Source organism: Methylobacillus sp. MM3 (assembly GCF_001645185.1).
GTDB lineage: Bacteria > Pseudomonadota > Gammaproteobacteria > Burkholderiales > Methylophilaceae > MM2.
This window is the reverse complement of the sequence record NZ_LXTQ01000057.1, coordinates 69,368-95,902: the sequence shown is the minus strand read 5'-3', so window position 1 is coordinate 95,902 and position 26,535 is coordinate 69,368. Positions and strand designations below refer to the sequence as shown.

The window sequence follows — 26,535 nt, the reverse complement described above, 5'->3', positions numbered from 1 at the left end:
CAGACACACTCTATATTCTGGATTTCCTGAGTTAAGGACGAATTTCATGCAACCCACCGAAACGCCCATCAAGGCCGAAGCCCGCAACCTGAGCTTCTATTACAACGGCGGCCACAAGGCGCTCAAGGGCATCAACCTGCCTGTCCATGAAAAAAAGATCACCGCGCTAATCGGACCTTCCGGCTGCGGCAAATCGACTTTCCTGCGTTGTTTCAATCGCATGCACGACCTCTATCCCGGCAATCAGTACGAGGGCGAGATCGTGATGCATCCGGATAACACCAATATCCTGCAAAAGGCGGTGGACCCGATTGAAGTGCGCATGCGCATCAGCATGGTGTTCCAGAAGCCGAATCCCTTCCCCAAATCGATCTATGAGAACGTTGCCTACGGCCTGCGCGTGCGCGGCGAGACCAACAAGCGCGACATGGACAACAAGGTGGAAGAAGCGCTGCGCGGCGCGGCAATCTGGAACGAAGTAAAGGATAGACTCCACGAAGTGGCGTTCAATCTCTCCGGCGGCCAGCAACAGCGCTTGTGCATCGCTCGCGCGCTGGCGACCGACCCCGAAATCATGCTGTTCGACGAGCCGACGTCCGCGCTGGACCCGATTGCCACCGCCAGCATCGAGGAACTGATGTCCGAGCTGAAGAACAAGGTCACCATTCTCGTCGTCACGCACAACATGCAGCAGGCGGCGCGCGTTTCTGACTACACCGCCTATATGTACCTGGGCGAACTGATCGAATTCGGGAACACCGACACCATGTTTACCAAGCCCTCGCGCCGCGAGACGGAAGACTACATCACCGGCAAGTTCGGCTGATCCCACCGATCACCCAAGCGACAACGCCCGCCTCGCGCGGGCTTTTTTGTATCTGCAATTTGTCCCTGGCATTCATATTCAGTGCATTGGGTGGGTCCATCCTTTGTTACAATTTCGTGACATTTGAGACAGCGCACAAAAAGGGATATTTCGTCATGTTTAGCGGCCTGATGCCAAAACGTAAAGAGTTTTTCGACCTGCTCATTGCACATTCGGACCGGGTCGTTGCCAGCGCGAACGCCACTCTCCGCCTAGTCAACAATCTGGGAGCAGAAAGCCCCGAGGATATCGAGCTCCTCGCCAAGGAGGTCGATTTCAACGAAAAAAGCGGCGACAAAATCAAGGCCGAGCTTATTGCGCTGCTGCACAAATCCTTTATCACGCCCCTGGATCGCGACGAAATCCATAACCTGACGCTGGAACTGGACAAGATACTGAGCGCGCTGCGCAATGTCGCAAATGCGGTCGGCATGTACCACATTCAGGAATCGACGCCGGAAGCACGCGAACTGGCCGCCCTGGGTGCTGACGCCAGCCTGCGGCTCAATCGCGCGATGATCAGCCTCGCGGACAAGGAACGCCGCAAGGAGACTGCGGCATTCTGCCAGGAGATCGACGAGATCGAATCCAAGGGAGACAAGGTGCTGAAAAAAGCGATCACCCGGCTGTTCCAGGAGGGGACCGATCCGTGGATGGCAATGAAGCTGCATGAATTCTATTTCCTGCTTGAAACCGTGCTGGATCGCTGCGAGGAAACAGCCAAGACCATCGAAGAAATCCTGATCGAGAATTCATGATGGAGGCGTTGACTATCAACGTCTGGATCCTGGGGCTGCTGATCCTGGTGGCGCTGGCGTTCGACTTCATGAACGGCTTCCATGACGGCGCGAACTCGATTTCCACCATTGTCGCCACCGGCGCGCTGACTCCCAAGCAGGCGGTGCTGTTTGCGGCATTCTTCAATTTCGCCGCTTTGTGGGTATTTCATCTGCACGTCGCCGCCACCATAGGCAAAGGCACCGTCGATCCGGCTTTTGTCGATTACTACGTGATTTTCGGCGCCTTGTGCGGCGCGCTATCGTGGAATGTTATTACCTGGATGTATGGCATTCCTTCGTCCTCGTCCCATGCGCTGATCGGCGGATTGGTCGGCGCCACGATCACCAAGGCAGGCGGGATCGCCCCCATCATCTGGAGCGGTTTCGGCAAGATTCTGCTATTCATCTTGATTTCGCCGTTGGTGGGCTATCTGTTCGGCGGATTACTGATGGTGCTCGTCGCCTGGCTGTTCCGCAACCGGACGCCCGGTCAGGTCAAGCACTGGTTCGACCGCATGCAGCTATTCGCCTCCGGCGCCTATAGCCTGGCGCATGGCGGCAACGATGCACAGAAAACCATCGGCATCATCTGGCTGCTGATGATCAGCGCCGGTGTCGCGACCACCGATGTCGCCACCCTGCCGGACTGGGTGGTCTATTCCTGCTACTTCGCGATTGCTCTCGGCACCTATATGGGCGGTTGGCGCATCGTCAAAACCATGGGCACCAAGATCACCAAGCTGAATTCGGTCAGCGGCTCGTGCGCTTCGATGGGTGGAGCGTTGAGCTTGGGCCTTGCCACCCTGGGCGGCATCCCGGTTTCCACTACGCACACGATCTCCGGCGCCATTGTGGGCGTCGGTTCGGCACGCCGGACGCGCGATGTGCGCTGGGGCGTGGCCATGAACCTGGTGGTGGCCTGGGTGCTGACCATTCCGGCCAGCGGACTGATTGCAGCCTGCTTCTGGTGGCTTGGGACGAAGTTTCTGTAAATCAGTCCCTGGCCGTCAGGCTCACACCGGAGCGCTGCGTCTTGTATGACGCGCCATAGGCGGTAATCGCCTTCCTGTAGAAATGCGACATGCGATCCGCCATGCTGCCTGCAGACCAGTGCAATGCATAGCCGTGCGCCCGTTCGCCCAGGGTGTTGCGGTAGCCGGAACTGGCAAGCACTCCCAGCACGCGCTCGGCAAAGCCGCGCTCATCCTGCGGTGCAATCAGGGCTCCGTCGCCTTCGCGCAGGATGGATTTCGTCCCCATTTCAGCAATCGCCACAACCGGTACGCCCTGCGCCATGGCTTCCAGCAGCACCAGCCCTTGCGTTTCGGTCAGCGAGGAAAAAACAAATACATCCGCCATCCGGTAGCAGTCGTTCAGCTCGGTTTTACGGTCGAGATAGCCGATAAACAGGGTGTTATCCTGCAAGCCCAGCATTTCCGCCTCCCGGCGCAGGCGCTCCAGAGCAGGCCCTTCGCCGGCGATGACGAACAGGATATCCGGCCGGCTTCGTTTCACCTCGACCGTCATGCGCAGCAGGAAACCGATATTCTTTTCGTGCGCGACCCGTCCGACATACAGCATCACCGGCCGATCCGGCGCAATGCCGTAACGCTGGCGGAAACCCGGCCCATCGCCCGGGGTAAAGCTGTACTCCTGCAAGCCCGTGGGGATCACCTCCGCATGCGATTCCACCCCGTAGCCGCGCAGGGCATCCAGCATGGGCTGCGACGGCGCGACCACGGCATCTACCGCATTGCACTGGCTGCGCGAAAGGCGCCGCGCCAATGCACGCAGCATAGGTTTCGGCAGGACAGGCAAATAGTGATGCATGTAGTCTTCAAAAAACGTGTGATAAGTCTCCACACATGGGATCCGCAACCTGCGCGCCAGGCGCAAGCCGAGGTAATGCGCGACGAAAGGCGTATGTACGTGCACGACGTGGAAATCCTCCTGCCGCAATTCCGCGGTCAGCGATAGCGCCTTGCCGTAGCGCATCAGCCGGTCTTCCGGATCGAACAGCAGGTAATGCGAGGGCACGCGGGTGATCCAGCTCTCGTCCTCGCTCGGGCTATAGTAATCGGGAGCCAGCAAATGCACGCGATGCCCTTGCGCCGCAAGTTGCTGACGCAAGGTGTTGATGGAGGTGGAAACGCCGTTGATACGGGGAAAATAAACATCGGAGAGGAAAAGGATATTCATGCGCCGCCTTTCAAAAAAGGTATGCACATATCCTAGAGCGGCAGTGTGACACTTCGATGAAATGTCACATTCAGATGCGCCGGCAATCTGCCGAGCCCCTTACCGCCCGGTTTCTCGCTGTCAAATTAGTGTCACAAATACTCGCTAATGTGGCGTTTCGAATACCCAGAACGAGTAAATCCATGTCATTACTGGCTGAAGCCTATCCGCGCTTTACCTGTGTCGAAGCCGTTCCGGCTGAAAAAACCACATTGGAGCGCCTCGAAGCCATACTTCGCGGCCGACAGTTATGCGCGATCTTCCAGCCCATCATTCATATGGGAGGTGCCGGAATTGTGGGCTACGAAGGGCTGATTCGCGGCCCGTCGGATAGCCCGCTGCATTCTCCATTGATGCTGTTCCAGGCCGCCCGGGAATGCGGCCTCGCCCTGGAAATCGAATACCTGAGCCGCTGCATCGTCCTGGAATCCTTCGCAAAACTGGGCGTTTCCGGAAAACTGTTCCTGAACGTCAGCCCTGAAACGCTGTTGATGGAAGGCTGGCGCAGCGGCCAGACCCTGAGTTGCATCGCCGAATCCGGCTTGCAGCCTAACCAGGTGGTGATCGAACTGACGGAAAATGCCCCCACGCTCGAATATGCCACGCTGCGCGAGGCGACCCGGCATTACCGTGAAATGGGATTCGAAATCGCGATGGACGATCTAGGCGAAGGGTTTTCCAGCCTGCGCCTGTGGTCCGAGTTGCGGCCGGATTACGTCAAGATCGACAAGCATTTCATCCAGAACATCAACCTCGATCCGGTCAAGCTGCAGTTCGTGCGCTCGATCCAGGAAATTGCGCGCAATGCCGGTTGCCGCGTGATTGCGGAGGGCATAGAAACACACGCGGAACTGCTGATGGTGCGCGATCTTGGTGTGGATTTAGGCCAGGGCTACTATTTTGCGCATCCGCAATCGCGGCCGGAAGTCGTGATGCCGTCCGGCGTTATGGAGACATTGAAAGGCGTGCGTGAAATGGTGCGCTCTTCGCCCTGCCAATACGTCAAGCGCAGCACCACGGTCGCGAACCTGCTGAAATGGGTCGCACCGGCCTCATCGAGCTCGACCAACGAAGAAGTCTTTGCCATGTTCGAAAACGATGCGGGCCTGTACTCGATCCCGGTTGTCGACGAAGGCGTGCCGGTCGGATTGATCAGCCGCTACACCATGAGCGATCGTTTCGCCCGTCGCTTCAGCAAGGAGCTGTTCGGCCGTCGCCCTTGCACGATGATGATGGACGAGACGCCGCTCATCGTCGAAAACACGGTATCGCTGCATGAGCTGAGCAGCATCATTCTCGAAATGGAACCGTATCACCTGACCTCCGGTTTCATTGTGACCGACCGCGACACCTACCTCGGCATGGGCAGCGGGCACGACCTGCTGCGCGAGATCACGCAGATGCAGATTGCCGCGGCACGCCACGCCAATCCGCTGACGCAGTTGCCGGGCAACGTTCCGATCAACGAACAGATCGACCGCCTGCTGCAAAACGGCAGCGGATTCTGCGTATGCTATTTCGACCTGGACAACTTCAAGCCTTATAACGATGTCTACGGCTTCCGCAAGGGTGACGAAGTCATCAAGGACACCAGCAAGTTGTTACGGGAAATGATCCATCCGGAGCTCGACTTCATCGGCCATATCGGCGGCGACGATTTCATCGCACTGTTTTGCAGCGAGGATTGGGAATCGCGATGCCATGCGCTGCTGGAGAAATTCGCAGCCTCCGTCTCCGGACACTATCCGGCCGAGGACATCGCCCGAGGCGGCATCGAAGCGGAAGACCGGCAAGGCCGGCGGACATTCCACGCGCTGCTCAGCCTGTCCGTGGGCGCGGTCCTGATCAACCCCGATCATTTCGCCTCGCATCACGAAGTAGCCGCGGCCGCCTCGCTGGCAAAAAAGGAAGCCAAGAAAACACCGGGCAATGCCTTGTTCCTGGATCGCCGCGACTTGCCGCCCTGCCGTTACGATTGAACTTGCACGCATAGGGCTAGCGAGCGATATCCAACGCGGCCTCAGCCATGAACCTATCGGTTGCCGGCCTGCCATATCTCCATGAAATCGATTTCTTATCGATGCTACCATTACGGTCATTCCCCTGGAGCGCTCATGGATAATCAAGCCACAACCCCATTACTCACGGAAGAAGAAACCCTCGCCATCCATGCCTATTGGCGTGCGTGCAATTATCTCGCGGCGGGGATGATCTACCTGCGCGACAACCCCTTGCTGAAAGAGCCGCTCAAGCCCGAGCACATCAAGGAACGCCTGCTCGGCCATTGGGGTGCGAGCCCCGGCTTGAGCTTCGTGTATACCCACATGAACCGGCTGATCAACAAGTACGACCTCAACGCGATCTTTCTCGCCGGGCCGGGTCACGGGGCACCCGGCGTGCTGGCCCCGGTATATCTGGAAGGCACTTACAGCGAAACCTATCCTGAAAAAAGCGAAAACGAAGCCGGCCTCAAACTGTTCTTCAAGGACTTTTCCTTCCCCGGCGGCATCGGCAGCCATTGCACGCCCGAATTACCGGGCTCGATACACGAAGGGGGCGAACTGGGCTATAGCGTGTCGCATGCGTTCGGCGCGGCTTACGACAACCCTGACCTTCTGGTGACGGTCGTGGTCGGCGACGGCGAAGCCGAAACCGGGCCGCTGGCGACTTCCTGGCACGCCACCAAATTCCTCAACCCGATCCGCGACGGCGCGGTGCTGCCGGTGCTGCACCTCAACGGCTACAAGATCAACAACCCCACCCTGCTCTCGCGCATCTCGCACGATGAGCTGGAAAACCTGTTCAAGGGTTACGGCTGGGCGCCGCACTTCGTCGAAGGCGACGATCCGCTGACCATGCATCGTCTGATGGCGGAAACGATGGAACGCTGCGTGACGGATATCCGCCGCATTCAGCAGGAGGCGCGTGCCAGCGGAAAACCGACACGCCCGCGCTGGCCGATGATCGTACTGCGCTCGCCCAAGGGCTGGACCGGGCCGAAGGAAGTGGATGGGCACAAGGTGGAAGGCTATTGGCGCGCGCATCAGGTGCCTCTGGCCGGCGTGACGAGCAACCCGCAGCATCTGGCGCAATTGCATGACTGGCTTGCCGGCTACCGCCCGCAGGAATTGTTCGACGAAGACGGCACACTGCGCCCGGAGCTCAAGGCGCTTGCGCCAAAAGGCCACCGGCGCATGAGCGCCAACCCGCACGCCAACGGCGGCCTTCTGCGCAAGCCGCTGCATCTGCCGGATTTCCGCCAATACGCGGTTCAACTGCCGGGACCGGGCACCGAAATGGAAGGCAATACCCATCCCCTCGGTCAGTTCCTGCGCGACACGATGGCGGCGAACATGGATCGCTTCCGCATGTTCGGCCCCGACGAAAATACTTCCAACAAGCTGGATGACGTGTACCAGGCCAGCAAGAAAACCTGGATGGCCGATCTGCTGCCTGAAGACCAGGACGGCGGCGAACTCGCGCCCGACGGCCGTGTGATGGAAATGTTGTCCGAGCATACGCTGGAAGGCTGGCTGGAGGGCTACCTGCTGACCGGCCGCCACGGCTTTTTTTCGACCTACGAAGCCTTCGTGCACATCATCGACTCGATGTTCAACCAGCACGCCAAATGGCTGGCCATCTGCAGCGACGTCGAATGGCGCGAGCCAGTGTCGTCGCTTAACCTGCTGATCACTTCCACCGTCTGGCGGCAGGACCACAACGGGTTCAGCCACCAGGACCCGGGCTTTCTCGATGTTGTGGCGAACAAAAGCCCTTCGGTCACGCGCATTTACCTGCCCCCCGACGCCAACTGCCTGCTCAGCATTGCCAATCACTGCCTGGAAAGCACCAATTACATCAATGTGATCGTCGCGGACAAGCAAAAGCATTTGCAATACCTCGACATGGAAGCAGCCATCCGCCACTGCACCAAGGGCATCGATATCTGGGGCTGGGCCAGCAACGACGAAGGCGAAGAGCCCGATGCCGTCATCGCCAGCGCCGGAGACGTCGCCACGCAAGAGGCACTGGCTGCGGTCGCTTTGCTGCGCGAGCATGTCCCCGACATCAGATTGCGCTTCGTCAATGTGGTCGACCTCTACAAGTTGACGCCGACCAGCCAGCACCCACATGGCCTCACCGACGAGGATTTCGACAGCCTGTTCACCGTGGATAAACCCATCATCTTCAACTTCCACGGCTACCCTTACCTGATACACCGCCTGGCTTATCGCCGCACCAACCACAAGAACCTGCACGTACGCGGCTACAAGGAAAAAGGCAACATCAACACGCCGCTGGAACTAGCGATAAACAATCAGATCGACCGCTACAGCCTCGCCATTGACGTCATCGACCGCGTGTCCAGGATCAAGACTACCGGAGCGCACGCCAAGGAGCGGTTGCGTGACAAGCAGATGGAATGCCGGACCTATGCCTACGAGCATGGCGTGGATTTGCCGGAAGCGGACCAGTGGACCTGGCCTTACCAATAATAGTGAGCCACGGAGGACACAGAGAGCACGGAGAAGCGCTTGAGTGGGCTTTGCGCGTGACGAAAATACACGTTATGGATGTTCGCTGAGCGATCCCCATATCTCGATGGAGGTTCTCCGTGTTCTCTGTGTCCTCCGTGGTGAGAAAAGGTTTTAATTTGAACATCCTCACCATCAACAGCGGCTCTTCCAGCCTCAAGGCCAGCCTTTTCCTTGAAGACGGCACGCGCCTGAATTTCCGCTACGAGCACATCGGCCACGGCTTTCCGCACGACCACGGCGAGGCATTCGCCGCCTTGCTGAGTGATCTCGGCGAGCATCGTCCGGACGCCATCGGCCATCGCTTCGTGCACGGCGGGGAAATCGCCGATGCCGCCCGCCTGATCGATGCAGAAGAACGCACGCGTTTGGACAACATCACGCATCTCGCCCCGCTGCATATGCCCGGCAATCTGCTGGGCGTGGATTTGTGCGCCAGGCATTTCGATGCCCCGCAGGTCGCCTGCTTCGACACCGCGTTTCACGCCACGCTGCCCGAACTCGCCTGGCGGCTTCCCATCCCGTCCGAATTCGGATTGCGTCGATTCGGCTTTCATGGCCTCAACTATTCGCATGTCGCGCGTCAGCTGCCCGCGCTGATCGGCGAACGCGCCACGGGCCGTGTCGTCGTCGCGCACCTCGGCAACGGCGCCAGCCTGTGCCTGCTTAAAAATCTGCAATCGGCGGATACCAGCATGGGCTATACCCCGGCGGGCGGCATTCCCATGGGTACCCGCAGCGGCGATCTCGATCCCGGCGTGATGCTGGAACTGGCGCGCCGCATGGACGAAACCGCCCTGATCGACACGGTTTATCACCGCATGGGTTTGTGGGCGTTATCGGGCGGGGAGGAAAGCGAAATGTCGGCGCTGCTGCAGAGCGCCAGCCTTGGCGCCCGCTTCGCCGTCGAATACTTCGCGCAACAAGTGCGCGCCGCCATCGGCGCTTATGCGGCCAAGGCCGGCGGGCTGGATGCGCTGGTATTTACCGGGGGAATAGGAGAGCATGCCGCCGAAGTCCGCGCCATGATTTGTGATCCGCTGGATTTTCTCGGATTCCGCCTCGAACCGGAGGCAAACCACAGCCATGCCGGAATGCTCTCCACCGGGGATTCAAAACCGATATTGAGAATAACTGCCGATGAAGAAGCCGAGATTTCCCGACTGACTTCGGCCTGCCTTGAAGGAAAGTAACCCGCCTCATCCAGCCGCGATCAGGCCGGCCGAATGAGTGCGGGGCCGTCTAGGAAACTCGGAAGTGACTGACGTTTCTGCGCAAGGTTTCTGCGATACCTTCAAGCTCCTCGGTCGCCGAGGTGTTGTTCAGCATCGATGCGCTGGTCTCTTCCGACATCCGTGCAATATTGCTCACGTTGGCGGCAATATCCGAAATCGCCGAAACCTGCTGGGCAGCCGCTTGCGATACGTCGCGCACCTTGGCCAGCGAATCCAGCGCCTGCGTGTGTATCTGATCCAGCACGGCCGTCGCTTCACGCGCCAGCGCCAGCCCGTTTTCAACTTGCGGCACGGCGGTTTCCATCGCGCTCACGGCGGTTTGCGTTTCGTTCTGGATCACTTCGATCATGCGGGCAATTTCCGCAGTGGCACTGCCGGTACGTTCGGCCAGCTTGCGCACCTCATCGGCCACCACCGCGAAGCCGCGCCCGGTTTCGCCCGCACGCGCCGCTTCGATGGCAGCATTGAGCGCCAGCAGATTGGTCTGGTCGGCGATCTCGCGAATCACGCCGGCGATGCCGCCGATATCCTGAGAACGCTGTTGCAACTGCCGGATCTGTCCGGCAGAAGACGTGACGGTCTGCGCGATGCGGTCGATTTCGGTTGCGGCGATGCGTACCGCTTCGCTGCCCTTTTCCGACAACTCGGCCGTCATCGCGGAGTTATCCTCGGTCTGGCGAGCGATCTGGGAAACTTCGTTGATGCTGACCGTCATCTCATCGATACGGGCGACTGTCGCCGAGGACGAGTCCGCCTGACGTTGAGCCGCCTTGCGCGCATCTTCGGAGGCGGCCGCCACGGCCTTGGCCCGCTGCGTCAGCTCGCCGGAAGAGGATGCAATGCCGGAAACGATGGATTTCAATTTATTCTGCATCTCCGAAACCGCGCCCAGCATGCTATCGGGATAATCCGACCGGATGTTGCGGCTGAGATCGCCGCCGGCGATTCGCGTGATCACCTCGGCAGCCTCGTTCGGCTCGCCTCCCAGGGAACGCGTAAGACCGCGAGTGATGATAAATGCCACACCGGCCCCGATCAGGATCGCGAGTCCGCACAGCACGATCATCAATCGCTGGAACCCGCTGGCAACCGCGCGTGCGCTCGGAGTAGCCTTCTGGTTCTTGGCTTCTTCGATATCGATCAGCTTGTTGATCTGCGCCAGCCATGCAACGAAAGCGGGACGCGCTTCTTGCAGCAGGATAGTCTGCGCCTCGGCAACGTTGTTCGCCTGCTTGGCGACGATCACCCGCTGTATGACCGGCAGCGTATGCGCTTCGATGCGCTTGATTTCCGCAAGCACGGTTTTTTCGTCTGGCGTCACGCCCTCGCCCGAAGCAATGACATCATCCAGGGGACCGGCGGATTTGGCATAGAACTCGGCCAGGCGGTCGATTTCACTGATCACCGACGGCAATTCGGCAGCATCCACCAGCACCGCATCGCGCAAGGCGATCGCCCGGTCATGCACACTGCCGCGGAAGTTGATCGCGTAACGCTGCTTCACGGCGTTGACCTCCGTGACCTCCTCCAGCGTATCGTCGATGAAATTGACTTTCTGTATGCCGACTACGGTCAGCACTCCGATCATGGCCAGCACTACGCCAAACCCCAATGCCAAGCGTTTTCCTATTGTTAGTTTTGACTCGCCGTTCATGGTTTCCCCTTTATTACCCATCCCTGCCACAAAAACATTAACGGGAGCAACAAGGCTCCCGTTAGTAGTGATTCCGTTTTATTGAATTAGCGATTGCAAACGTACATCGTCACTTCAAAACCAAAACGCATTTCAGTAGCTTCGGGCTTGGTCCACATGATGTATCTCCTCTAGTGATTTTATGGATGGATCCATTACGATCCGTATTGAAAATCACTATACCCGGCGCGCCGTCTGCAGTACTCAGGCTACTCATTAAAAACACCTCATGATTTTAATGAGCGGAAAATAGCGCCAGGCGCTTACGCCATTGCCAGATCCACCGCCATCGGCCGGTAATCCAGCGCGTTGAAGTCGTCGTGTATGCCGTCACCGAATTCGAGGATGGTGTCGTCCTCTTCGTCGTAATACCAGTTGAGGATCACCCGGTTGCTGGTGCAGGCCGATTCGTTCAGCAACTCGAACATGCTGTAGATCATTTTGGTCGCGGCGCTGTTGAAATACGTCAGGCGGAAATTGAATTCGATGTCGCGGCTGTCCACGGAATTGAGATAGCTTTCAAGCCCCATCAGCAGTGGATGAAAAAATTCGTTGGCGTTTTCCGGATAGGCTTCGCCGGTCAGCGTGAGCGTGTGCTCGGAAAAACGGAAATCAACTTCGGGCGAATGCGTGGTGCGGGCGAGATAGATGTCTTTCATGGTGACTCCTTATACGGTCGCTTTGAGATAGAAATAGGCGAGTTCGCTTTCGTGCCCGTCAACCGGGGTCAGCGAATACTCGATGGGTTCTGAGGCATCGCGTGCCAGCGTCAGGAAACCCAGTCCCGCGCCTTTGCTGACGCCGTCCTCTTCGCTGTGATGGTCGTTCTTGAGTTGCTCGCGATAAGCCTTCTTGATTTCGTCCATGGTCATGTTGCGCAGCGGCTCGATCTTTTGCCGGATGCGCTCCACGTGCTGCTGTTCCACCAGATTGCCGCACACGATGAAGTACTTGTCGTCGCGCTTTCCTACCGCAATAGCGCCGACCTTCTCGCCTGCGGAATCCGGCGCATCGGGCGAATAGTGCAGCGCGTTCTGCACCATTTCGATGAAACTGGAAAACAGCCTGCGCGACTTGGGGCCGCTGGTATCCTGGCTTTCGAGCCGCTGTTTCAGCGCGTCGCCCATGGTCGCAATGACGTTCTGCGACAAGCTACCGTTGTAATAGAAAAGCACGCCGTTGAAGTCGGCGGTGTTGCGGAATACGCTGAATAAATCGAGTTGCATGGTGATCCCTGATTAAACGGTAAAGCCGAGCAGGCTGACGTCATCGCGGCGGCGCTGCGTACCCTGATACTCGTAGAACGCCCGCATGATGATGGCTTCCTGCTCCTCCATCGGTTTGGCGCCGTGCTCCAGCAACAACGCCGAAAAGCGGCGTTTGCCGAACGCGATGTCCTTGGGTCCGCCGATCTGGTCGATGATGCCGTCGGTGGTCAGGTAAACGCGCGTCCCTTTGGACAGGGCAACCTCCCGATTGGTCCAGACATAATCCATCGGCGTTTCGACGTAGCCGACGCCTTTCTTGTCGCCGTCGATCAGCGTCACTTCAGTTGCACCGGGCTGCAGCAGGAACAGCGGCGTCTTGGCGCCGGCGTAAATCATCCTGCCCTGCTCCAGGCTGACCCAGCAGAACGCGGTATCCATGCCGTCGTCGGATTGTTCCTTATCGGTCATCTTGGCAAAACGCGACTCGTCGATAGGCACGATATTCTGTTCGCCGATCTGGCCCAGCGCCGTCTTTACCTTGCGGTTCATCAACGCCAGCGCACCGGCCGGGTCGTGGCGGTTATCTTCCAGCAGGAGGTGATCGAGGAAAGACGCCATGATCAGCGTCATGAAAGCGCCCGGCACGCCGTGGCCGGTACAGTCGATGAGTGCAATGAAAAAACCGTCATCGAATTTCTTGCAGAAGTAGTAATCGCCGCCGACCTTGTCGCGCGGCTCCCAGTGCATGAAGTAGTCGGACAGCGAGGCCGCCATGTCCTCGCGCGAGGCGCGCAGGAAGGATTTCTGGATCACGCTGGCGTAGTTGATGCTCTCCATCACCAGCCGGTTTTTCTCGGCCTGCAAATGCGTTACCACGCGCACCAGGTCTTCGCCGGTACCGACACCCAGGTATTGTCTTGCATCGCCGGTGATCACAAAGCCGTCGTTCAGCGTCTTGCCGCCCGCGCCGACCACCTTGAAACTCAATTCCTGGATGCTCATGTTCTCGTCGACGATCAGCGGCTGCTTGTCCATGAAGGCGATGCAGCTCTTGCGGCCATAGAGCTCGCGGCGAAACGGCTTGGCCAGCCCGTCCATGAAGATGTTGCGGTTGATGAGACCGATGGGCTTGCCGTTTTCCACCACCGGCAGGCCGATCACCTCGGGATGCTCGGTCAGGAGTTGCAGGACTTCGTCGTTGGTTTGCTGCGGGGTAACGATGGGGGCCGCCCGCAGAAGACTACGCGCAATGTATTCCGATTCGATCTCGGCCAGTCCGGCCCGGGATTCGGCAATTGCAGAAGCATTTAACATGAAGACTCCAAGGCGCTAGCGGCCTTAAACAATGAGTCGTCAAGATTAATGGGGAAATGTTACGGAAAAGTTACGGAGCGGCGATGCTACAGGAGACAAGTTAACGGCAATCTGTCGCGCTGGTGTTCGCGCCTGCGCATGCGATGCACTCAGTTCACCCCCATAGCACCAGCCCCCAGACCGCAGCCAGATTGACCAGGCTGACAAATACCGCCGCGCTGCCGATATCCTTGGCCCGCTTGGCCAGCAGATGATTCTCCAGTGAAATGCGGTCCACTGTCGCTTCGACCGCGGAATTCAGCAGTTCCACCATGATCACCAGCAGTACGCTGCCCACCATCAGCGCGCGGCCGATGGCCTCATGCTCAAGATAGAAAGCCAGCGGCAGCAGGACGATCGCCAGCCTGACTTCCTGCCGGAAAGCGTCCTCGTTCTGATAGGCGGCCTTCAAGCCTGCCATCGAATAGCCGAATGCATTGATCAACCGGCGCAGGCCGGTTTTTCCCTTGAACGGACTTTCCATTATCACCCCTGATTTCAATTCTCGCGGAGTATAGCAGCCCCGCGCTGTCACGATAAAATCACCCGCCTGTCACGGTATTTTCACTTCGGCACGGCACATTGCGGCTCATGAATGGACGACGCTATTTGTTGCTATGGCTACCGCCGCTTCTGCTGCAAAGCGCCGACGCCCACGCATGGGGCCTGCTGACACACGTTTATTTCGCGCAGTGGCTATTGTGGACGCTGCCGCTGGCAGACCCCAACCTGCGCCGCGCGGTGCAGAAATTTCCCGAACTGGTGATGGCCGGCGCCTGCCTGCCCGACCTCGCGCTGATTTCCCCCGCATTCCGAGACACCCATCGCTGGGATCATATCCAGGCACTCATGCGCGGTGCGCGCAACGACGAGGAATCCGCCGTGGCGTTGGGCTATGCCAGCCACCTGCTGGTGGATGTCGTGGCCCACAACCACTTCGTCCCGGCGCATGAAGCCATGTGGTTCGATAAGACCTTGCTCACGCATGTCACCAGCGAATGGGCCGTGGATGCGCATATCGCCGACATGGTGACGACCTCGCCGCACCGCCTGTTGCGCGACCATTGCGCCACGTTGGCGCCCATCGTCGCGCGCCGCTTCCGCTGCACGTCGCATCGCGCCGAGAAAGCGATCGTCCGATTGGCAAACGCCGATCGCCTGCTGCGCACCGCGCGGTTGCCTCACATCCTGTATAGCACCTTCCGGCGCCTCGACCGGCGCGTGTTCGAGCATTTCGTTTACTACGTCTCTCAAACGCAAGCGATGCTGGAGAAGATCGACGTCGTGCTTGAAGGGTCTCTCCCCTCCTGGGAAGCCGACCCCAGGCACGCGCCCGAAACGCTGCGCGAATTGCGCCATTTCAGCCTGGCACAACTGAACGAGCGCCATCCGGCGCCCGTGGCCCTGTTCATGCCGCAGGCGGGCGGAGCTGCCTATATCAGCAGGAAAGAAGCGCTTGCGATCAACGCGCCGATGACCGCACCCGCCAGCACATCGCTGGGATAATGCAGCCCGAGCACCAGCCGGGAAAGCGCCACCAGCACCGTAAACGGCAGCAGCAGCCAGGCCAGCGCCGGAAAGTACGTCAGTCCGACGCTACAGAACACCACCGCATGCAGGGTGTGGCCGGAAGGAAAGCTGAATCGGTCCAGCGGCGCGCCCGCCACATGGATGGCCTGGTGCACTTCGTAAGGCCGCGGACGCAAGGTCTTGCCCTTGAGCCATTTGTAGACCAGCGTGCCGCTCAATCCGGCCAGCGCCATATGCAATGCCGGCAGCCATCCGTCAACCGGATCGGCCAGAACGATGCCCAGCATCACGGTGTACCAGAACACCCCGTCGCCCAACCGGCTGATCAGCCGGAATGCCAGGCATACCCAACGGTGGCGACTGGTGCGGTTCAGGCTGACGCAAAGCGAAGCATCGAATGCATGCATGCGATGCAGGTATAGATTTACCCTATTCATTTCGACCTCCTTGCATCGCGAGATGCAGGTAGTTTTCAAAAATTCCCCCGACCGTCTCCCATGAATTGGCCATCACAGCCTCTCGTGCTTCGGCGCCCAGTTGACGAATCTGCCTCGCATCGCTCGCCAGGCCAGAAACGCGCCGCATAAAGGCTTCGGTATCGCCATAGGGCGCCAGCAGTCCGTTTTTGCGATGTTCGATATGCATCGCCGCAGCCGCATAGTCATAGGCCACCACTGCAAGGCCGCTCGCCATCGCTTCGGGTACGACGTTGCCATAGGTTTCCGTCAAGCTCGGGAAAAGAAAAATATCCGCAGAAGCGTAATGCTCGGCCAGATCGATGCCTCGCCGGGAGCCGGCGAAAATGTGCTGCGGATACCGCCGCTGCATTCTGGCAAGCTGTGGGCCTTCGCCCACCCAGACCATGCGGGCGTTGGGCTGACGGAGCAACAATTGCTCGAACGCCTGCGCCACGACGCCCAGATTCTTTTCCGGAGCCATCCGGCCGACATGGATGGCTACCGGAGCTTCACCCTCAACGCCCCAAGCTGCGCGCAATGCGGGATTGCGACGTGCCGGATCGAACAGCCCGGCATCCACGCCGCGCCCCAGCACGACCACATTGCAATAGCCTTCCTGCTGCAATGTCTGTCGCAATATCGCGTCGGGCACCATGGTATAGGCAGACTGGTTATGCAGCGTGCGCAGATGCCGCGTCACGGCGCCGCGCAACCAGCCCAGCCGGTAGTGCCGGCAATAGCGATGGAAATTGGTATGAAACGTCGTGGTGACGGGGATCTGCATGCGACGCGCCACTTTCAGCGCCGCCCAGCCCAACGGCCCTTCCGTGGCGATATGCACCACGTCTGGCCGGCGCGCCGACCAGGCGCGCTCTAGCCGCGCCGTGACCGGCAGGCCGAAACGCAATCCGGCATATCCGGGGATGGGCAGGCCGGGCACCAGCAGATGATTAAGGGCCGCCCCGTTCGGCGCGGCGGCTTCACCGCTCTGGCGTGGCCGGATGATATCGACTTGCCAGTTGCGCGCGACCAGCCCCTCCGCCAGCCGGGAGAGCGTCATGGCAACGCCATTAATCTCCGGCGGCCAGGTTTCGGTAACCAGGCTGAGATTGAGACTACCGCGCGCGAGCGCGGCGATGGAAGTTTCGAGTGTGATTCCCATGGGAGCGAGCATCCCATGGGAGTGTGAACAATTGATGTCGCTTAGAAGAAAGCCTTGTTACAGCAAGGCAGCACTACGAACAGCATCGGCGATCCGCTGCGCCAGGGCCTCGACCTGCTCGCGCTGCTGCCCCTCCACCATCACCCGCACCTTGGGCTCGGTACCGGAAGGTCGCAGCAACACACGGCCGCAGCCATTCAGTTCGCTTTCCGCAGCCATGACGGCCTGTTGAATATCGGCATTTCCATCCAGATCGATACGTTGACGCACCACGACATTGACCAGCACTTGAGGATAAAGCGTCAGTCCGGCAGCCAGCTCATGCAGGGGTATTCCGCTTTCCCGCACGGCATGCAGCACTTGCAGCGCGGAAATGATGCCATCGCCGCTGCTGTGCTTGTCGAGACACAGGATGTGGCCGGAATTCTCGCCGCCGAGCAGCCAGCCTTTTTCGTTCATCAGCTCCAGCACGTAGCGGTCACCGACCTTGGCGCGGGCGAAAGGGATATCCAGCCTCGCCAGCGCGTGCTCGAAACCGAGATTGCTCATCAGCGTACCCACCACGCCGCCGCCGAGCGTACCGGCCTGCTTGCGGTACGCGGCAATGATATACAGCAATTGATCGCCATCGAGCAGATGGCCCGCCGCGTCAACCATGATCACCCGATCGCCGTCGCCGTCGAAGGCAATTCCGAGATCGGCACCATGGCGCAGCACCTTGTCGCTCAGCGCATGCGGGTGCGTGGAGCCGCAGCCGTCATTGATGTTCACGCCGTCCGGATGGTTGCCGATGGAAATGACCTCCGCACCCAGTTCGTGGAATACGTCCGGCGCGACGTGATAGGTCGCACCATGCGCGCAATCCAGCACGATCTTGAGCCCGCGCAGATCAAGCATGTGCGGGAAAGTACTTTTACAGAATTCGACGTACCGGCCGGCCGCGTCGTTGATGCGGCGCGCCTTGCCCAGCTTGTCGGAGGGCATCACCTGCATTGGTTTTTCCAGCTCAGCCTCGATGGCATGTTCGATGGCATCGGGCAATTTGCTACCGTCGGCCGAGAAAAATTTTATGCCGTTATCCTCAAAAGGATTATGCGAAGCCGAAATGACGATCCCCGCCTGTGCGCGCAGCGCGCGCGTGAGATGAGCCACGGCAGGCGTCGGCATCGGGCCGGTCAGCAAGACATCCACGCCGGCAGCGGAAAGCCCCGCCTGCAATGCGGATTCCAGCATGTAACCGGAAATACGGGTGTCCTTGCCGATCAATACCGACGGATGCGCACCCGCCGCCAGATGGCTGTCGATGCCGGTCAAAACGCGACCGGCGGCATAGCCCAGACGCATCACGAAATCGGGCGTGATCGGAGCATCGCCAACCCTGCCGCGTATGCCGTCGGTACCAAAATATTTTCTGCTCATAAACCTTCCACTGCTGTAACAATTCGAAGCGCGTCCACGGTCGCCTTGACGTCATGGACACGCACGATTCTAGCGCCTTTCATTGCCGAGATCACCGCAGCGGCCAAACTGGCATGCAGGCGTGCGTCCACATCGTTGCCGGTCAGTTGCCCCAGCACCGACTTGCGCGACAGGCCGACCAGGAGCGGCTGACCCAGCTCGCGCAGGGTTTTCAAATCCCGCAACAATGCAACATTGTGCATGCTGCGCTTGCCGAAACCGAAACCCGGGTCGAGCACGATGCGCTCGCGGCCGATGCCATGCGCTTCGCAAGCCGCCATCCGGTCGCGCAGAAAATCATGCACTTCGCGCACCACGTCCTGATATTGTGGGTCGAGCTGCATGGTCTGCGGCGTACCCTGGCTATGCATCAGGCAGACGCCGGCATTGCTTGCGGCAACCACCTCCAACGCACCCGGCTGCTGCAAGGCGAAAACGTCATTGACGATGGAGGCACCCGCCCCAATCGCCGCTTTCATCACTTCCGGCTTGTAGGTGTCGATGGAGATAGGCACGCACGTCTTGGCAGCCAGGGCCTCGATCACCGGAATCACGCGGCGCAGCTCCTCGTCCAGCGGCACGGGTATTGCACCGGGGCGCGTGGATTCCCCGCCAATATCGAGAATGTCCGCGCCGTGGCCAACCAGTTCCATGCCATGTGCGACGGCCAACTCTGCCACAGCAAACTTGCCGCCGTCCGAGAATGAGTCCGGCGTCACGTTGACGATGCCCATCACGCGAGGCTGCGTGAGGTCGAGCTCAAATTTTCCGCAAGTCAGTTTCATCAATAAAAAAGGCGTGGGGATTACCCACGCCTGCATTCAAGTTGAAAGATCAGGCTTCCTGAGCCGGCCGAGCCGTTGGCGCAGCCGCCGAAGGACCGCCGCTATCGCGAGGCGTAGTCGGCGAACTCTGGCTCGGCTTGGGCGGACGCGGAGAGCGGCCAGCCATGATGTCATCGATCTGTTCGGCATCGATGGTTTCCCACTCCAGCAGCGCGGCGGTCATTGCCTCCACCTTGTCGCGGTTATCCTCGAGCAGCTTGCGCGCCAAGCCATATTGCTGGTCGATGATACGGCGGATTTCGCCGTCCACCTGGCGCATGGTTTCTTCCGACATGTTCTTGTGCGTCGTCACCGAACGGCCGAGGAATACTTCGCCTTCGTTTTCACCGTAGACCATCGGGCCGAGCGCATCGGACATGCCGTAGCGCGTCACCATGTCGCGCGCGAGTTGCGTGGCACGTTCGAAATCGTTGCTGGCGCCGGTAGTCATCTGGTTCATGAAAATCTCTTCGGCGATACGGCCGCCGAACATGATCGCAATGCGATTCATGAGGAACTCGCGGTCATAGGCGTAGCGGTCTTCTTCCGGCAACTGCATGGTCACACCCAGTGCGCGACCGCGCGGGATGATAGTGACCTTGTGCACCGGGTCGGACTTGGGCAGCAGCTTGGCGACCACCGCATGGCCGGACTCGTGATAGGCGGTATTGCGCTTTTCGTCCTCGCTCATCACCATGCTGCGGCGCTCGGCGCCCATCATGATCTTGTCCTTGGCGCGCTCGAAATCTTCCATGTCCACCAGGCGCTTGTTGCCGCGCGCGGCGAACAAGGCAGCCTCGTTGACCAGATTGGCAAGATCGGCGCCGGAGAAACCGGGCGTACCGCGCGCAATGATGTCGGCCTTGACGTCAGGTGCAATAGGCACCTTGCGCATATGCACCATGAGAATCTGTTCGCGGCCGCGGATATCCGGCAGCGGCACCACCACCTGACGGTCGAAACGGCCGGGACGCAGCAGCGCCGGATCAAGCACGTCCGGACGGTTGGTCGCGGCGATGACGATCACACCTACCGTACCTTCAAAACCATCCATCTCGACCAGCAGTTGATTCAGCGTCTGTTCGCGCTCGTCGTTGCCGCCGCCGAGGCCGGCGCCGCGCTGGCGGCCGACCGCATCGATTTCATCGATGAAGATGATGCAAGGGGCGCTTTTTTTGGCTTGCTCGAACATGTCGCGCACACGAGCAGCACCGACGCCGACGAACATTTCAACGAAGTCGGAGCCGGAAATGCTGAAAAATGGCACCTTGGCTTCGCCCGCAATCGCGCGAGCCAGCAAGGTTTTACCGGTACCCGGATTACCCACCATCAGCACGCCGCGCGGAATACGACCGCCCAGCTTCTGGAACTTGGACGGGTCACGCAGGAATTCGACGAGTTCGCCGACCTCTTCCTTGGCTTCATCGCAACCGGCCACATCGGCAAAAGTCACCTGATTGCTGTTTTCATCGAGCATGCGCGCACGGCTCTTGCCGAACGAGAACGCGCCGCCGCGCCCGCCGCCTTGCATCTGCCGCATGAAGAACACCCACACCGCGATCAGCAGCAGCATCGGGAACCAGGACACGAAAATGTTCATCAGCAGCGACGGCTCTTCATCCGGCTTGGCTTCGACGACCACGTTGTTCTTCAGCAAATCGGAGACCAGCCAGGGGTCGGAAGGCGCATAGGTGTTGAACCGCTTGCCATCCTCGGTTACGCCGCGCAGCACGCGTCCGTCTATTGTCACCTTGGCGATCCGCCCCTGCTTCACCTCATCGATGAACTGCGAATAGACGACCTGTGTCTCATCGGCCTTCTTGATGCCGAACTGGTTGAAAACCGTCATCAACACCAGAGCCACGATCAGCCAGATGGCGATGTTCTTCACGATATTGTTCAATGTCCCGTTCCTTGATATATGGGAAAAGCAGATTTCATTCTAAACTGAATTGAGAAGCCGTTTCAAAAATTACACTTTGAAACAATCTCAACGTTTTTTTAGGCCAAGCAGGAAAATTTCACTGCTGCGATCGCGCGATGCCTTGGGTTTTCGAGTCACAACCTGTTCAAAAATCTCTCGCATCGCCTTCAGGTTGTCGTCAAAACCGCTTCCTGCGAAAACTTTGACCAGCAAATTGCCACCCGGTTTCAGCCAATCCCTGGCGAACTCCAGTGCAAGTTCCGCGAGGTGTGCCACCCGGGCCTGATCGGTGACGTTGATGCCACTTATATTGGGGGCCATATCGGAAATTACAAGGTCTACCTGCCGGCCTTCCAGTTTGTTTTCGAGTTGCGCGAGCACACTGTCTTCGCGAAAATCGCCTTGCAGGAATTCAACGCCGGGTACAGGCTGCATTTCGAGAATATCAAGCGCAAACACCTGCCCCTTGCCCTGCAGGCGCTGCATCGCCACCTGTGACCAGCTGCCGGGGGCGGACCCCAGATCGACCACGACCATGCCGGGCTTGATCAGATGATCCTTGTCATCGATCTCCATCAGCTTGTAAGCCGCGCGGGCTCTGAAGCCTTCACGTTGGGCACGCTTCACGAATTCGTCGCTGACATGCTCCTGCATCCAGGCTTTGCTGGTCCGGGTACGCTTCATCTGCTAAAATCGAGACCTATGATTAAATTGAATTCCAAACAAACCAGCCACTTGCGTGGGCTTGGCCACAATCTCAACCCTGTTGTGATGATAGGCAACAACGGTCTTACCGAACAGGTATTACGCGAAATCGACATCAGCCTGAAAGCGCATGAGTTGATCAAAATCAAGGTCTTCGGTGATGATCGGGAACAACGCATACAGATGCTGGAAGAGATTTGCGCGAAACTGGACGCGGCGCCCATTCATCACATCGGCAAGCAACTGGTCATCTACCGTCCTGCCGAAACACCGAAAATCCTGTTGCCTAAATAAACAATGCAGGCGTTTCCGCCTGCATTCAAATACTCATCCCTGCGTCTCAGCTACGCGCCTTGAACACCAGCACCAGTCCCAGCAGGCTTTCGACCAGATAAGCAATGCTGGCCACGCCGTGCCAGGTCGCGAAACGATCGCGAAACACACTGTGCATGACATCGGCCGGCATGGCTTGCGCCTTCAATTGAGCGATCATCGGCTGAACGCCGAAATGCCCGAACAGCGCCAGCAATAACATCACGAGCGCTGTCCAAAAAAACGCTTGCTTGAATGCGTTAAGACCGTAACGCGCCACGCGATGCGCCAGCAGATAAATACCGCTGAACAGGCCGAGATAAGCAACCCAGGTAAACATCGTGCCGGCCAGGTTACCGGCCAGTTGGCGGTTTTCACCCAAGGTGTAGAACAACGCGGGCGCCGCCAGATAGCCAATCGCCCACAATCCGCCGACCCAGGCAGTAATCAGGACCAGCGCCAGGCTATCCGAAAGTGAAATCTTCATGACGTTACAGGTAACGCACTTCCAGCACCTCGTAGGCGCGTATCCCGCCCGGCGCCATCACTTCGGCCACATCGCCTGCATACTTGCCGATCAGTGCGCGTGCAATCGGGGAGCTCACGGAAATTTTGCCGGCCTTGATGTCGGCCTCATCGTCACCGACGATCTGGTACGTCACGCTGTCCCCGTTGTCCTGGTCCTCCAGTTCCACGGTCGCGCCGAACACGCAGCGTCCGTCAGCATCCAGCGTGGCGGGATCGATGACTTGCGCTTGGGAAAGCTTGGCCTCAACTTCGGCGATGCGGCCCTCGATAAAGCTCTGACGTTCCTTGGCGGCATCGTATTCCGCGTTTTCGGAGAGGTCCCCGTGCGAGCGTGCCTCGGCGATATCCGCGATCACCTTGGGACGCTCCACGCTGCGCAAGTGCAGCAGCTCGGCCTTCAACAGCTCGGCTCCGCGAACCGTCAATGGAATCTTTTGCATATTGTTTTCCTTACTAAAAATGAAAAACCACGCCGGGTTACAGCCGGTGTGGTTTTTGATATCGGTACTATGGTATTACTTAGATAGCTGGCGATGCAAGGCCTGGAGAGATTGCACTTCCAGCTCCTTCATGTGCGCCATGCCGATGCAGGCCGCCTTGGCGCCAGCCAGCGTCGTGTAATACGTCACTTTCTGTTGCAGGGCATTGCGACGGATCGCATAGGAATCCTGCATCGCGCGTTTGTCTTCAACCACGTTGACGATAAAGCTGATCTCGCCGTTCTTGATCATGTCCACGATATGCGGACGGCCTTCCGTCACCTTGTTGACCGGCGTCACATCGAGGCCTGCCGCTTGCAGCGCCGCAGCCGTGCCGCGCGTCGCCACCAGCTGGAAGCCGAGCGCCGCCAGATCCTGCGCGATCTCGACTATTCTCTCGCGGTCTTCGCGGCGCACGCTGATGAAGGCCTTGCCGCCATCCGGCAGCTTGGTTCCGGCGCCCAGTTGGGACTTGACGAACGCTTCCGCGAACGTCTGGCCAACGCCCATCACTTCACCGGTAGACTTCATTTCCGGTCCGAGTATGGTATCCACGCCAGGGAACTTGATGAAAGGGAATACCGCTTCCTTCACTGAATAATACGGCGGCACGATTTCCCTGGTGACGCCTTGCGATGCCAGCGACTGCCCGGCCATGCAGCGCGCGGCAACCTTGGCCAGTTGCAGACCGCAGGCCTTGGAAACGAAAGGCACGGTACGCGAAGCGCGAGGATTGACTTCCAGTACGTAAACGGTTTCGCCCTGAATCGCGAATTGCACGTTCATCAGGCCGACCACGCCAAGCGCCTTGGCCATCATCACGGTCTGGCGACGCAGTTCGTCCTGCAGTTCCTTAGAAAGGCTATACGGGGGTAGCGAACAGGCCGAGTCGCCGGAGTGCACCCCAGCCTGCTCCACGTGTTCCATGATGCCGCCGATAACGACCTCCTGCCCATCGGACAAGGCGTCAACGTCGACTTCCTTGGCATCGTTGAGAAAGCGGTCGAGCAGCACCGGGCTATCGTTGGAGACCTTAACCGCCTCGCGCATGTAGCGTTCGAGCTGGGCTTGTTCCTGCACGATTTCCATCGCACGGCCGCCGAGCACGTAAGAAGGGCGAACCACCAGCGGGTAGCCGATCTCAGTCGCGCAGCGCAGCGCTTCTTCCTCGGTACGCGCGGTACGGTTAGGCGGCTGCTTGAGGCCGAGTTCGTGCAGCATCTGCTGGAAGCGCTCGCGATCTTCGGCTCGGTCGATGGCGTCTGGGCTGGTGCCGATGATGGGTACGCCAGCCTTTTCAAGATCGCGGGCAAGCTTCAGCGGCGTCTGGCCGCCGTACTGCACGATCACGCCTTCCGGCTTTTCCAGCGCAACGATTTCCAGCACGTCTTCCAGCGTCAGCGGCTCGAAGAACAGGCGATCAGACGTGTCGTAATCGGTAGACACGGTTTCCGGGTTGCAGTTGACCATGATAGTTTCATAGCCGTCTTCACGCATAGCGAACGCGGCATGAACGCAGCAATAGTCGAACTCGATGCCCTGGCCGATGCGGTTAGGTCCACCGCCCAGCACCATGATTTTCTTTTTATTGTTCGGATTGGCCTCGCATTCCTCTTCATACGTGGAATACATGTAGGCAGTATTGGTCGCAAACTCGGCCGCGCAGGTGTCGACGCGCTTGTAGACCGGGCGTACGTTGAGCGCATGGCGATAGGCACGCATCGCGTGCTGGTCGGTGCCCAGCAGCTTGGCAAGACGGCGGTCCGAGAACCCGCGGCGCTTCAACTGGAACAGTGCGTCGCGGTCCAGGTCGGCCATGGATTTGCCCTTCAGCGCTTGCTCGCGCTTGATCAGGTCCTCGATCTGCACCAAAAACCACGGATCGATCTTGGAGTGGTCGTGCACTTCCTTGACAGTCATGCCGGCACGGAAAGCGTCGCCCACGTACCAGATGCGTTCCGGGCCGGCTTCGCCCAGTTCGGTGGCGATGCGGTCGTGGTCGGTGGTCTTCTCGTCCAGCCCGTCCACGCCAACTTCCAGCCCGCGCAGAGCCTTCTGGAACGATTCCTGGAAAGTACGGCCAATCGCCATCACTTCGCCCACCGACTTCATCTGGGTCGTCAGGCGCGAATCGGCCTGCGGGAATTTCTCGAACGCGAAACGCGGAATCTTGGTTACGACATAGTCGATGGACGGCTCGAACGAGGCCGGGGTCGCGCCGCCGGTGATGTCGTTCTTGAGCTCGTCCAGCGTATAGCCCACTGCCAGCTTGGCGGCGACCTTGGCAATCGGGAAACCGGTCGCTTTGGAAGCCAGCGCGGAAGAACGCGACACGCGCGGGTTCATTTCGATGACGATCATGCGGCCGTCGTCGGGGTTGATCGCGAACTGCACGTTGGAGCCGCCGGTATCCACACCGATCTCGCGCAGCACCGCCAGCGAGGCGTCGCGCATGATCTGGTATTCCTTGTCGGTCAGCGTCTGCGCCGGCGCGACAGTGATGGAATCGCCGGTATGCACGCCCATCGGATCAAGGTTTTCGATGGAACAGATGATGATGCAGTTATCCTTGCGGTCACGCACCACCTCCATCTCGTATTCTTTCCAGCCCAACAGCGATTCTTCGATCAGCAACTCGCTGGTCGGGGAAGCTTCCAGGCCGCGCTCGCAGATGGCGAGGAACTCTTCGCGGTTGTAGGCAATGCCGCCGCCGGAGCCGCCCATCGTGAACGACGGGCGAATGATGGCTGGATAACCGATCATTTCCTTCACTTGCAGCGCTTCTTCCAGGCTGTGCGCCACGGCGGAGCGGGCGGAGCCGAGACCGATCTTGGTCATCGCGACCTTGAACTTCTCGCGATCCTCGGCCTTGTCGATGGCTTCCTTGGTAGCGCCGATCAACTCGACGTTGTATTTTTCCAGCACCCCGTTGCGGTCGAGATCGAGCGCGCAATTCAGCGCAGTCTGGCCGCCCATGGTCGGCAGCAGCGCATCCGGGCGCTCGATGGCGATGATCTTCTCCACCATCTGCCAGGTCACCGGCTCGATGTACGTGGCATCCGCCATCTCCGGGTCGGTCATGATCGTCGCCGGGTTGGAGTTGACCAGAATGACGCGGTAACCTTCTTCCTTCAATGCCTTGCAGGCCTGGGCGCCGGAATAGTCGAACTCGCAGGCCTGTCCGATGACAATGGGGCCGGCGCCGATGATGAGTATGCTTTTGATGTCTGTACGTTTTGGCATGGTTTT

At 59.2% G+C, this 26,535-nt stretch carries 24 protein-coding genes; 8 read left to right on the top strand and 16 right to left on the bottom strand.

Annotated elements, in window-relative coordinates:
* Window positions 1-46 precede the first annotated feature (46 nt).
* The 3 genes from pstB (at window position 47) to A7976_RS13660 (ending at window position 2,636) form a co-directional block, all read left to right on the top strand.
* Complete coding sequence (gene pstB / locus A7976_RS13670; RefSeq protein ID WP_067113071.1) at window positions 47-826, top strand: phosphate ABC transporter ATP-binding protein PstB; 780 nt, start codon at window positions 47-49, stop codon at window positions 824-826.
* A gap of 170 nt (window positions 827-996) precedes the next feature.
* The gene (locus A7976_RS13665) at window positions 997-1,623 is read left to right on the top strand and encodes a DUF47 domain-containing protein (RefSeq protein WP_205633543.1); all 627 of its coding nucleotides are present in this window, start codon (window positions 997-999) and stop codon (window positions 1,621-1,623) included.
* Entirely contained in the window at window positions 1,620-2,636 is a 1,017-nt protein-coding gene (locus A7976_RS13660; protein ID WP_240483893.1) for an inorganic phosphate transporter, read from the top strand. The genes A7976_RS13665 and A7976_RS13660 overlap by 4 nt, the downstream gene beginning before the upstream one ends.
* Before the next feature lies 1 nt (window position 2,637).
* Here A7976_RS13660 and A7976_RS13655 read toward each other — a convergent pair whose 3' ends face one another.
* Window positions 2,638-3,843, bottom strand: a complete 1,206-nt coding sequence (locus A7976_RS13655; RefSeq protein ID WP_067113066.1) for a glycosyltransferase — start codon at window positions 3,841-3,843, stop codon at window positions 2,638-2,640.
* A 182-nt stretch (window positions 3,844-4,025) separates the two neighbouring features.
* On the opposite strand from A7976_RS13655, the gene A7976_RS13650 reads away from it, so the two are divergent.
* From A7976_RS13650 to A7976_RS13640, 3 genes are all read left to right on the top strand, one after another.
* Complete coding sequence (locus tag A7976_RS13650) at window positions 4,026-5,861, top strand: GGDEF domain-containing protein (protein WP_082878162.1); 1,836 nt, start codon at window positions 4,026-4,028, stop codon at window positions 5,859-5,861.
* A gap of 135 nt (window positions 5,862-5,996) precedes the next feature.
* Entirely contained in the window at window positions 5,997-8,378 is a 2,382-nt protein-coding gene (locus A7976_RS13645; RefSeq protein WP_067113064.1) for a phosphoketolase, read from the top strand.
* A 158-nt stretch (window positions 8,379-8,536) separates the two neighbouring features.
* The gene (locus tag A7976_RS13640; RefSeq protein ID WP_067113295.1) at window positions 8,537-9,610 is read left to right on the top strand and encodes an acetate/propionate family kinase; all 1,074 of its coding nucleotides are present in this window, start codon (window positions 8,537-8,539) and stop codon (window positions 9,608-9,610) included.
* Between the two features lie 49 nt (window positions 9,611-9,659).
* Here A7976_RS13640 and A7976_RS13635 read toward each other — a convergent pair whose 3' ends face one another.
* The 6 genes from A7976_RS13635 to A7976_RS13615 form a co-directional block, all read right to left on the bottom strand.
* Window positions 9,660-11,306 (bottom strand): methyl-accepting chemotaxis protein, encoded by a 1,647-nt coding sequence (locus A7976_RS13635; protein ID WP_067113062.1) that lies wholly within the window; start codon window positions 11,304-11,306, stop codon window positions 9,660-9,662.
* Between the two features lie 86 nt (window positions 11,307-11,392).
* A complete protein-coding gene (pqqA, locus tag A7976_RS14925) occupies window positions 11,393-11,464 on the bottom strand; it encodes a pyrroloquinoline quinone precursor peptide PqqA (RefSeq protein ID WP_013440845.1) in 72 nt (23 codons plus the stop codon).
* Between the two features lie 144 nt (window positions 11,465-11,608).
* Window positions 11,609-12,004, bottom strand: a complete 396-nt coding sequence (locus A7976_RS13630; RefSeq protein WP_067113060.1) for a DUF1987 domain-containing protein — start codon at window positions 12,002-12,004, stop codon at window positions 11,609-11,611.
* A gap of 9 nt (window positions 12,005-12,013) precedes the next feature.
* Window positions 12,014-12,571, bottom strand: a complete 558-nt coding sequence (locus tag A7976_RS13625; protein ID WP_067113058.1) for a SiaB family protein kinase — start codon at window positions 12,569-12,571, stop codon at window positions 12,014-12,016.
* 12 nt (window positions 12,572-12,583) lie between these two features.
* Window positions 12,584-13,867: a SpoIIE family protein phosphatase gene (locus tag A7976_RS13620; RefSeq protein WP_067113056.1), complete on the bottom strand. Its 1,284-nt coding sequence runs from the start codon at window positions 13,865-13,867 to the stop codon at window positions 12,584-12,586.
* A 154-nt stretch (window positions 13,868-14,021) separates the two neighbouring features.
* Window positions 14,022-14,390, bottom strand: a complete 369-nt coding sequence (locus A7976_RS13615) for a diacylglycerol kinase (protein WP_067113053.1) — start codon at window positions 14,388-14,390, stop codon at window positions 14,022-14,024.
* Between the two features lie 107 nt (window positions 14,391-14,497).
* Between A7976_RS13615 and A7976_RS13610 the strand changes: the two genes are divergently transcribed.
* Complete coding sequence (locus A7976_RS13610) at window positions 14,498-15,412, top strand: zinc dependent phospholipase C family protein (protein WP_067113051.1); 915 nt, start codon at window positions 14,498-14,500, stop codon at window positions 15,410-15,412.
* Here the strand turns inward: A7976_RS13610 and A7976_RS13605 are convergent.
* From A7976_RS13605 to A7976_RS13580, 6 genes are all read right to left on the bottom strand, one after another.
* Entirely contained in the window at window positions 15,340-15,873 is a 534-nt protein-coding gene (locus A7976_RS13605) for a phosphatase PAP2 family protein (RefSeq protein ID WP_067113049.1), read from the bottom strand. The two genes, A7976_RS13610 and A7976_RS13605, sit on opposite strands and share 73 nt — an antisense overlap.
* A complete protein-coding gene (locus A7976_RS13600) occupies window positions 15,866-17,056 on the bottom strand; it encodes a glycosyltransferase family 1 protein (RefSeq protein WP_067113046.1) in 1,191 nt (396 codons plus the stop codon). Before A7976_RS13600 ends, A7976_RS13605 begins: the two co-directional genes overlap by 8 nt.
* A gap of 57 nt (window positions 17,057-17,113) precedes the next feature.
* Window positions 17,114-18,475, bottom strand: coding sequence for a phosphoglucosamine mutase (glmM, locus tag A7976_RS13595; protein ID WP_067113044.1), 1,362 nt, complete (start codon window positions 18,473-18,475; stop codon window positions 17,114-17,116).
* Window positions 18,472-19,299: a dihydropteroate synthase gene (gene folP, locus A7976_RS13590; protein ID WP_067113042.1), complete on the bottom strand. Its 828-nt coding sequence runs from the start codon at window positions 19,297-19,299 to the stop codon at window positions 18,472-18,474. Before folP ends, glmM begins: the two co-directional genes overlap by 4 nt.
* Window positions 19,300-19,348: 49 nt before the next feature.
* Window positions 19,349-21,241: an ATP-dependent zinc metalloprotease FtsH gene (ftsH, locus tag A7976_RS13585; protein ID WP_067113040.1), complete on the bottom strand. Its 1,893-nt coding sequence runs from the start codon at window positions 21,239-21,241 to the stop codon at window positions 19,349-19,351.
* Window positions 21,242-21,328: 87 nt separating this feature from the next.
* Window positions 21,329-21,946: an RlmE family RNA methyltransferase gene (locus tag A7976_RS13580; RefSeq protein ID WP_067113038.1), complete on the bottom strand. Its 618-nt coding sequence runs from the start codon at window positions 21,944-21,946 to the stop codon at window positions 21,329-21,331.
* A gap of 18 nt (window positions 21,947-21,964) precedes the next feature.
* On the opposite strand from A7976_RS13580, the gene yhbY reads away from it, so the two are divergent.
* Window positions 21,965-22,261, top strand: a complete 297-nt coding sequence (gene yhbY / locus A7976_RS13575; protein WP_082878160.1) for a ribosome assembly RNA-binding protein YhbY — start codon at window positions 21,965-21,967, stop codon at window positions 22,259-22,261.
* A gap of 46 nt (window positions 22,262-22,307) precedes the next feature.
* Here yhbY and A7976_RS13570 read toward each other — a convergent pair whose 3' ends face one another.
* From A7976_RS13570 to carB, 3 genes are all read right to left on the bottom strand, one after another.
* The gene (locus tag A7976_RS13570) at window positions 22,308-22,766 is read right to left on the bottom strand and encodes a DUF4149 domain-containing protein (protein WP_067113036.1); all 459 of its coding nucleotides are present in this window, start codon (window positions 22,764-22,766) and stop codon (window positions 22,308-22,310) included.
* Window positions 22,767-22,770: 4 nt separating this feature from the next.
* On the bottom strand, window positions 22,771-23,247 hold the full coding sequence (gene greA, locus A7976_RS13565; protein WP_067113034.1) for a transcription elongation factor GreA: 477 nt from the start codon (window positions 23,245-23,247) through the stop codon (window positions 22,771-22,773).
* Between the two features lie 75 nt (window positions 23,248-23,322).
* A complete protein-coding gene (gene carB / locus A7976_RS13560) occupies window positions 23,323-26,529 on the bottom strand; it encodes a carbamoyl-phosphate synthase large subunit (protein ID WP_067113032.1) in 3,207 nt (1,068 codons plus the stop codon).
* Window positions 26,530-26,535 lie beyond the last annotated feature (6 nt).

Coding starts and splice junctions, on each gene's coding strand:
- A7976_RS13605 (WP_067113049.1), bottom strand. CDS start 15,873: ATGAATAGGGTAAATCTATACCTGCATCGCATGCATGCATTCGATGCT.
- A7976_RS13610 (WP_067113051.1), top strand. CDS start 14,498: ATGAATGGACGACGCTATTTGTTGCTATGGCTACCGCCGCTTCTGCTG.
- A7976_RS13645 (WP_067113064.1), top strand. CDS start 5,997: ATGGATAATCAAGCCACAACCCCATTACTCACGGAAGAAGAAACCCTC.
- folP (WP_067113042.1), bottom strand. CDS start 19,299: ATGAAACTGACTTGCGGAAAATTTGAGCTCGACCTCACGCAGCCTCGC.
- A7976_RS13665 (WP_205633543.1), top strand. CDS start 997: ATGCCAAAACGTAAAGAGTTTTTCGACCTGCTCATTGCACATTCGGAC.
- A7976_RS13655 (WP_067113066.1), bottom strand. CDS start 3,843: ATGAATATCCTTTTCCTCTCCGATGTTTATTTTCCCCGTATCAACGGC.
- A7976_RS13660 (WP_240483893.1), top strand. CDS start 1,620: ATGATGGAGGCGTTGACTATCAACGTCTGGATCCTGGGGCTGCTGATC.
- A7976_RS13635 (WP_067113062.1), bottom strand. CDS start 11,306: ATGAACGGCGAGTCAAAACTAACAATAGGAAAACGCTTGGCATTGGGG.
- greA (WP_067113034.1), bottom strand. CDS start 23,247: ATGCAAAAGATTCCATTGACGGTTCGCGGAGCCGAGCTGTTGAAGGCC.
- carB (WP_067113032.1), bottom strand. CDS start 26,529: ATGCCAAAACGTACAGACATCAAAAGCATACTCATCATCGGCGCCGGC.
- A7976_RS13650 (WP_082878162.1), top strand. CDS start 4,026: ATGTCATTACTGGCTGAAGCCTATCCGCGCTTTACCTGTGTCGAAGCC.
- A7976_RS13570 (WP_067113036.1), bottom strand. CDS start 22,766: ATGAAGATTTCACTTTCGGATAGCCTGGCGCTGGTCCTGATTACTGCC.
- A7976_RS13630 (WP_067113060.1), bottom strand. CDS start 12,004: ATGAAAGACATCTATCTCGCCCGCACCACGCATTCGCCCGAAGTTGAT.
- A7976_RS13625 (WP_067113058.1), bottom strand. CDS start 12,571: ATGCAACTCGATTTATTCAGCGTATTCCGCAACACCGCCGACTTCAAC.
- A7976_RS13615 (WP_067113053.1), bottom strand. CDS start 14,390: ATGGAAAGTCCGTTCAAGGGAAAAACCGGCCTGCGCCGGTTGATCAAT.
- yhbY (WP_082878160.1), top strand. CDS start 21,965: ATGATTAAATTGAATTCCAAACAAACCAGCCACTTGCGTGGGCTTGGC.
- A7976_RS13620 (WP_067113056.1), bottom strand. CDS start 13,867: ATGTTAAATGCTTCTGCAATTGCCGAATCCCGGGCCGGACTGGCCGAG.
- A7976_RS13580 (WP_067113038.1), bottom strand. CDS start 21,946: ATGAAGCGTACCCGGACCAGCAAAGCCTGGATGCAGGAGCATGTCAGC.
- pstB (WP_067113071.1), top strand. CDS start 47: ATGCAACCCACCGAAACGCCCATCAAGGCCGAAGCCCGCAACCTGAGC.
- glmM (WP_067113044.1), bottom strand. CDS start 18,475: ATGAGCAGAAAATATTTTGGTACCGACGGCATACGCGGCAGGGTTGGC.
- A7976_RS13600 (WP_067113046.1), bottom strand. CDS start 17,056: ATGGGAATCACACTCGAAACTTCCATCGCCGCGCTCGCGCGCGGTAGT.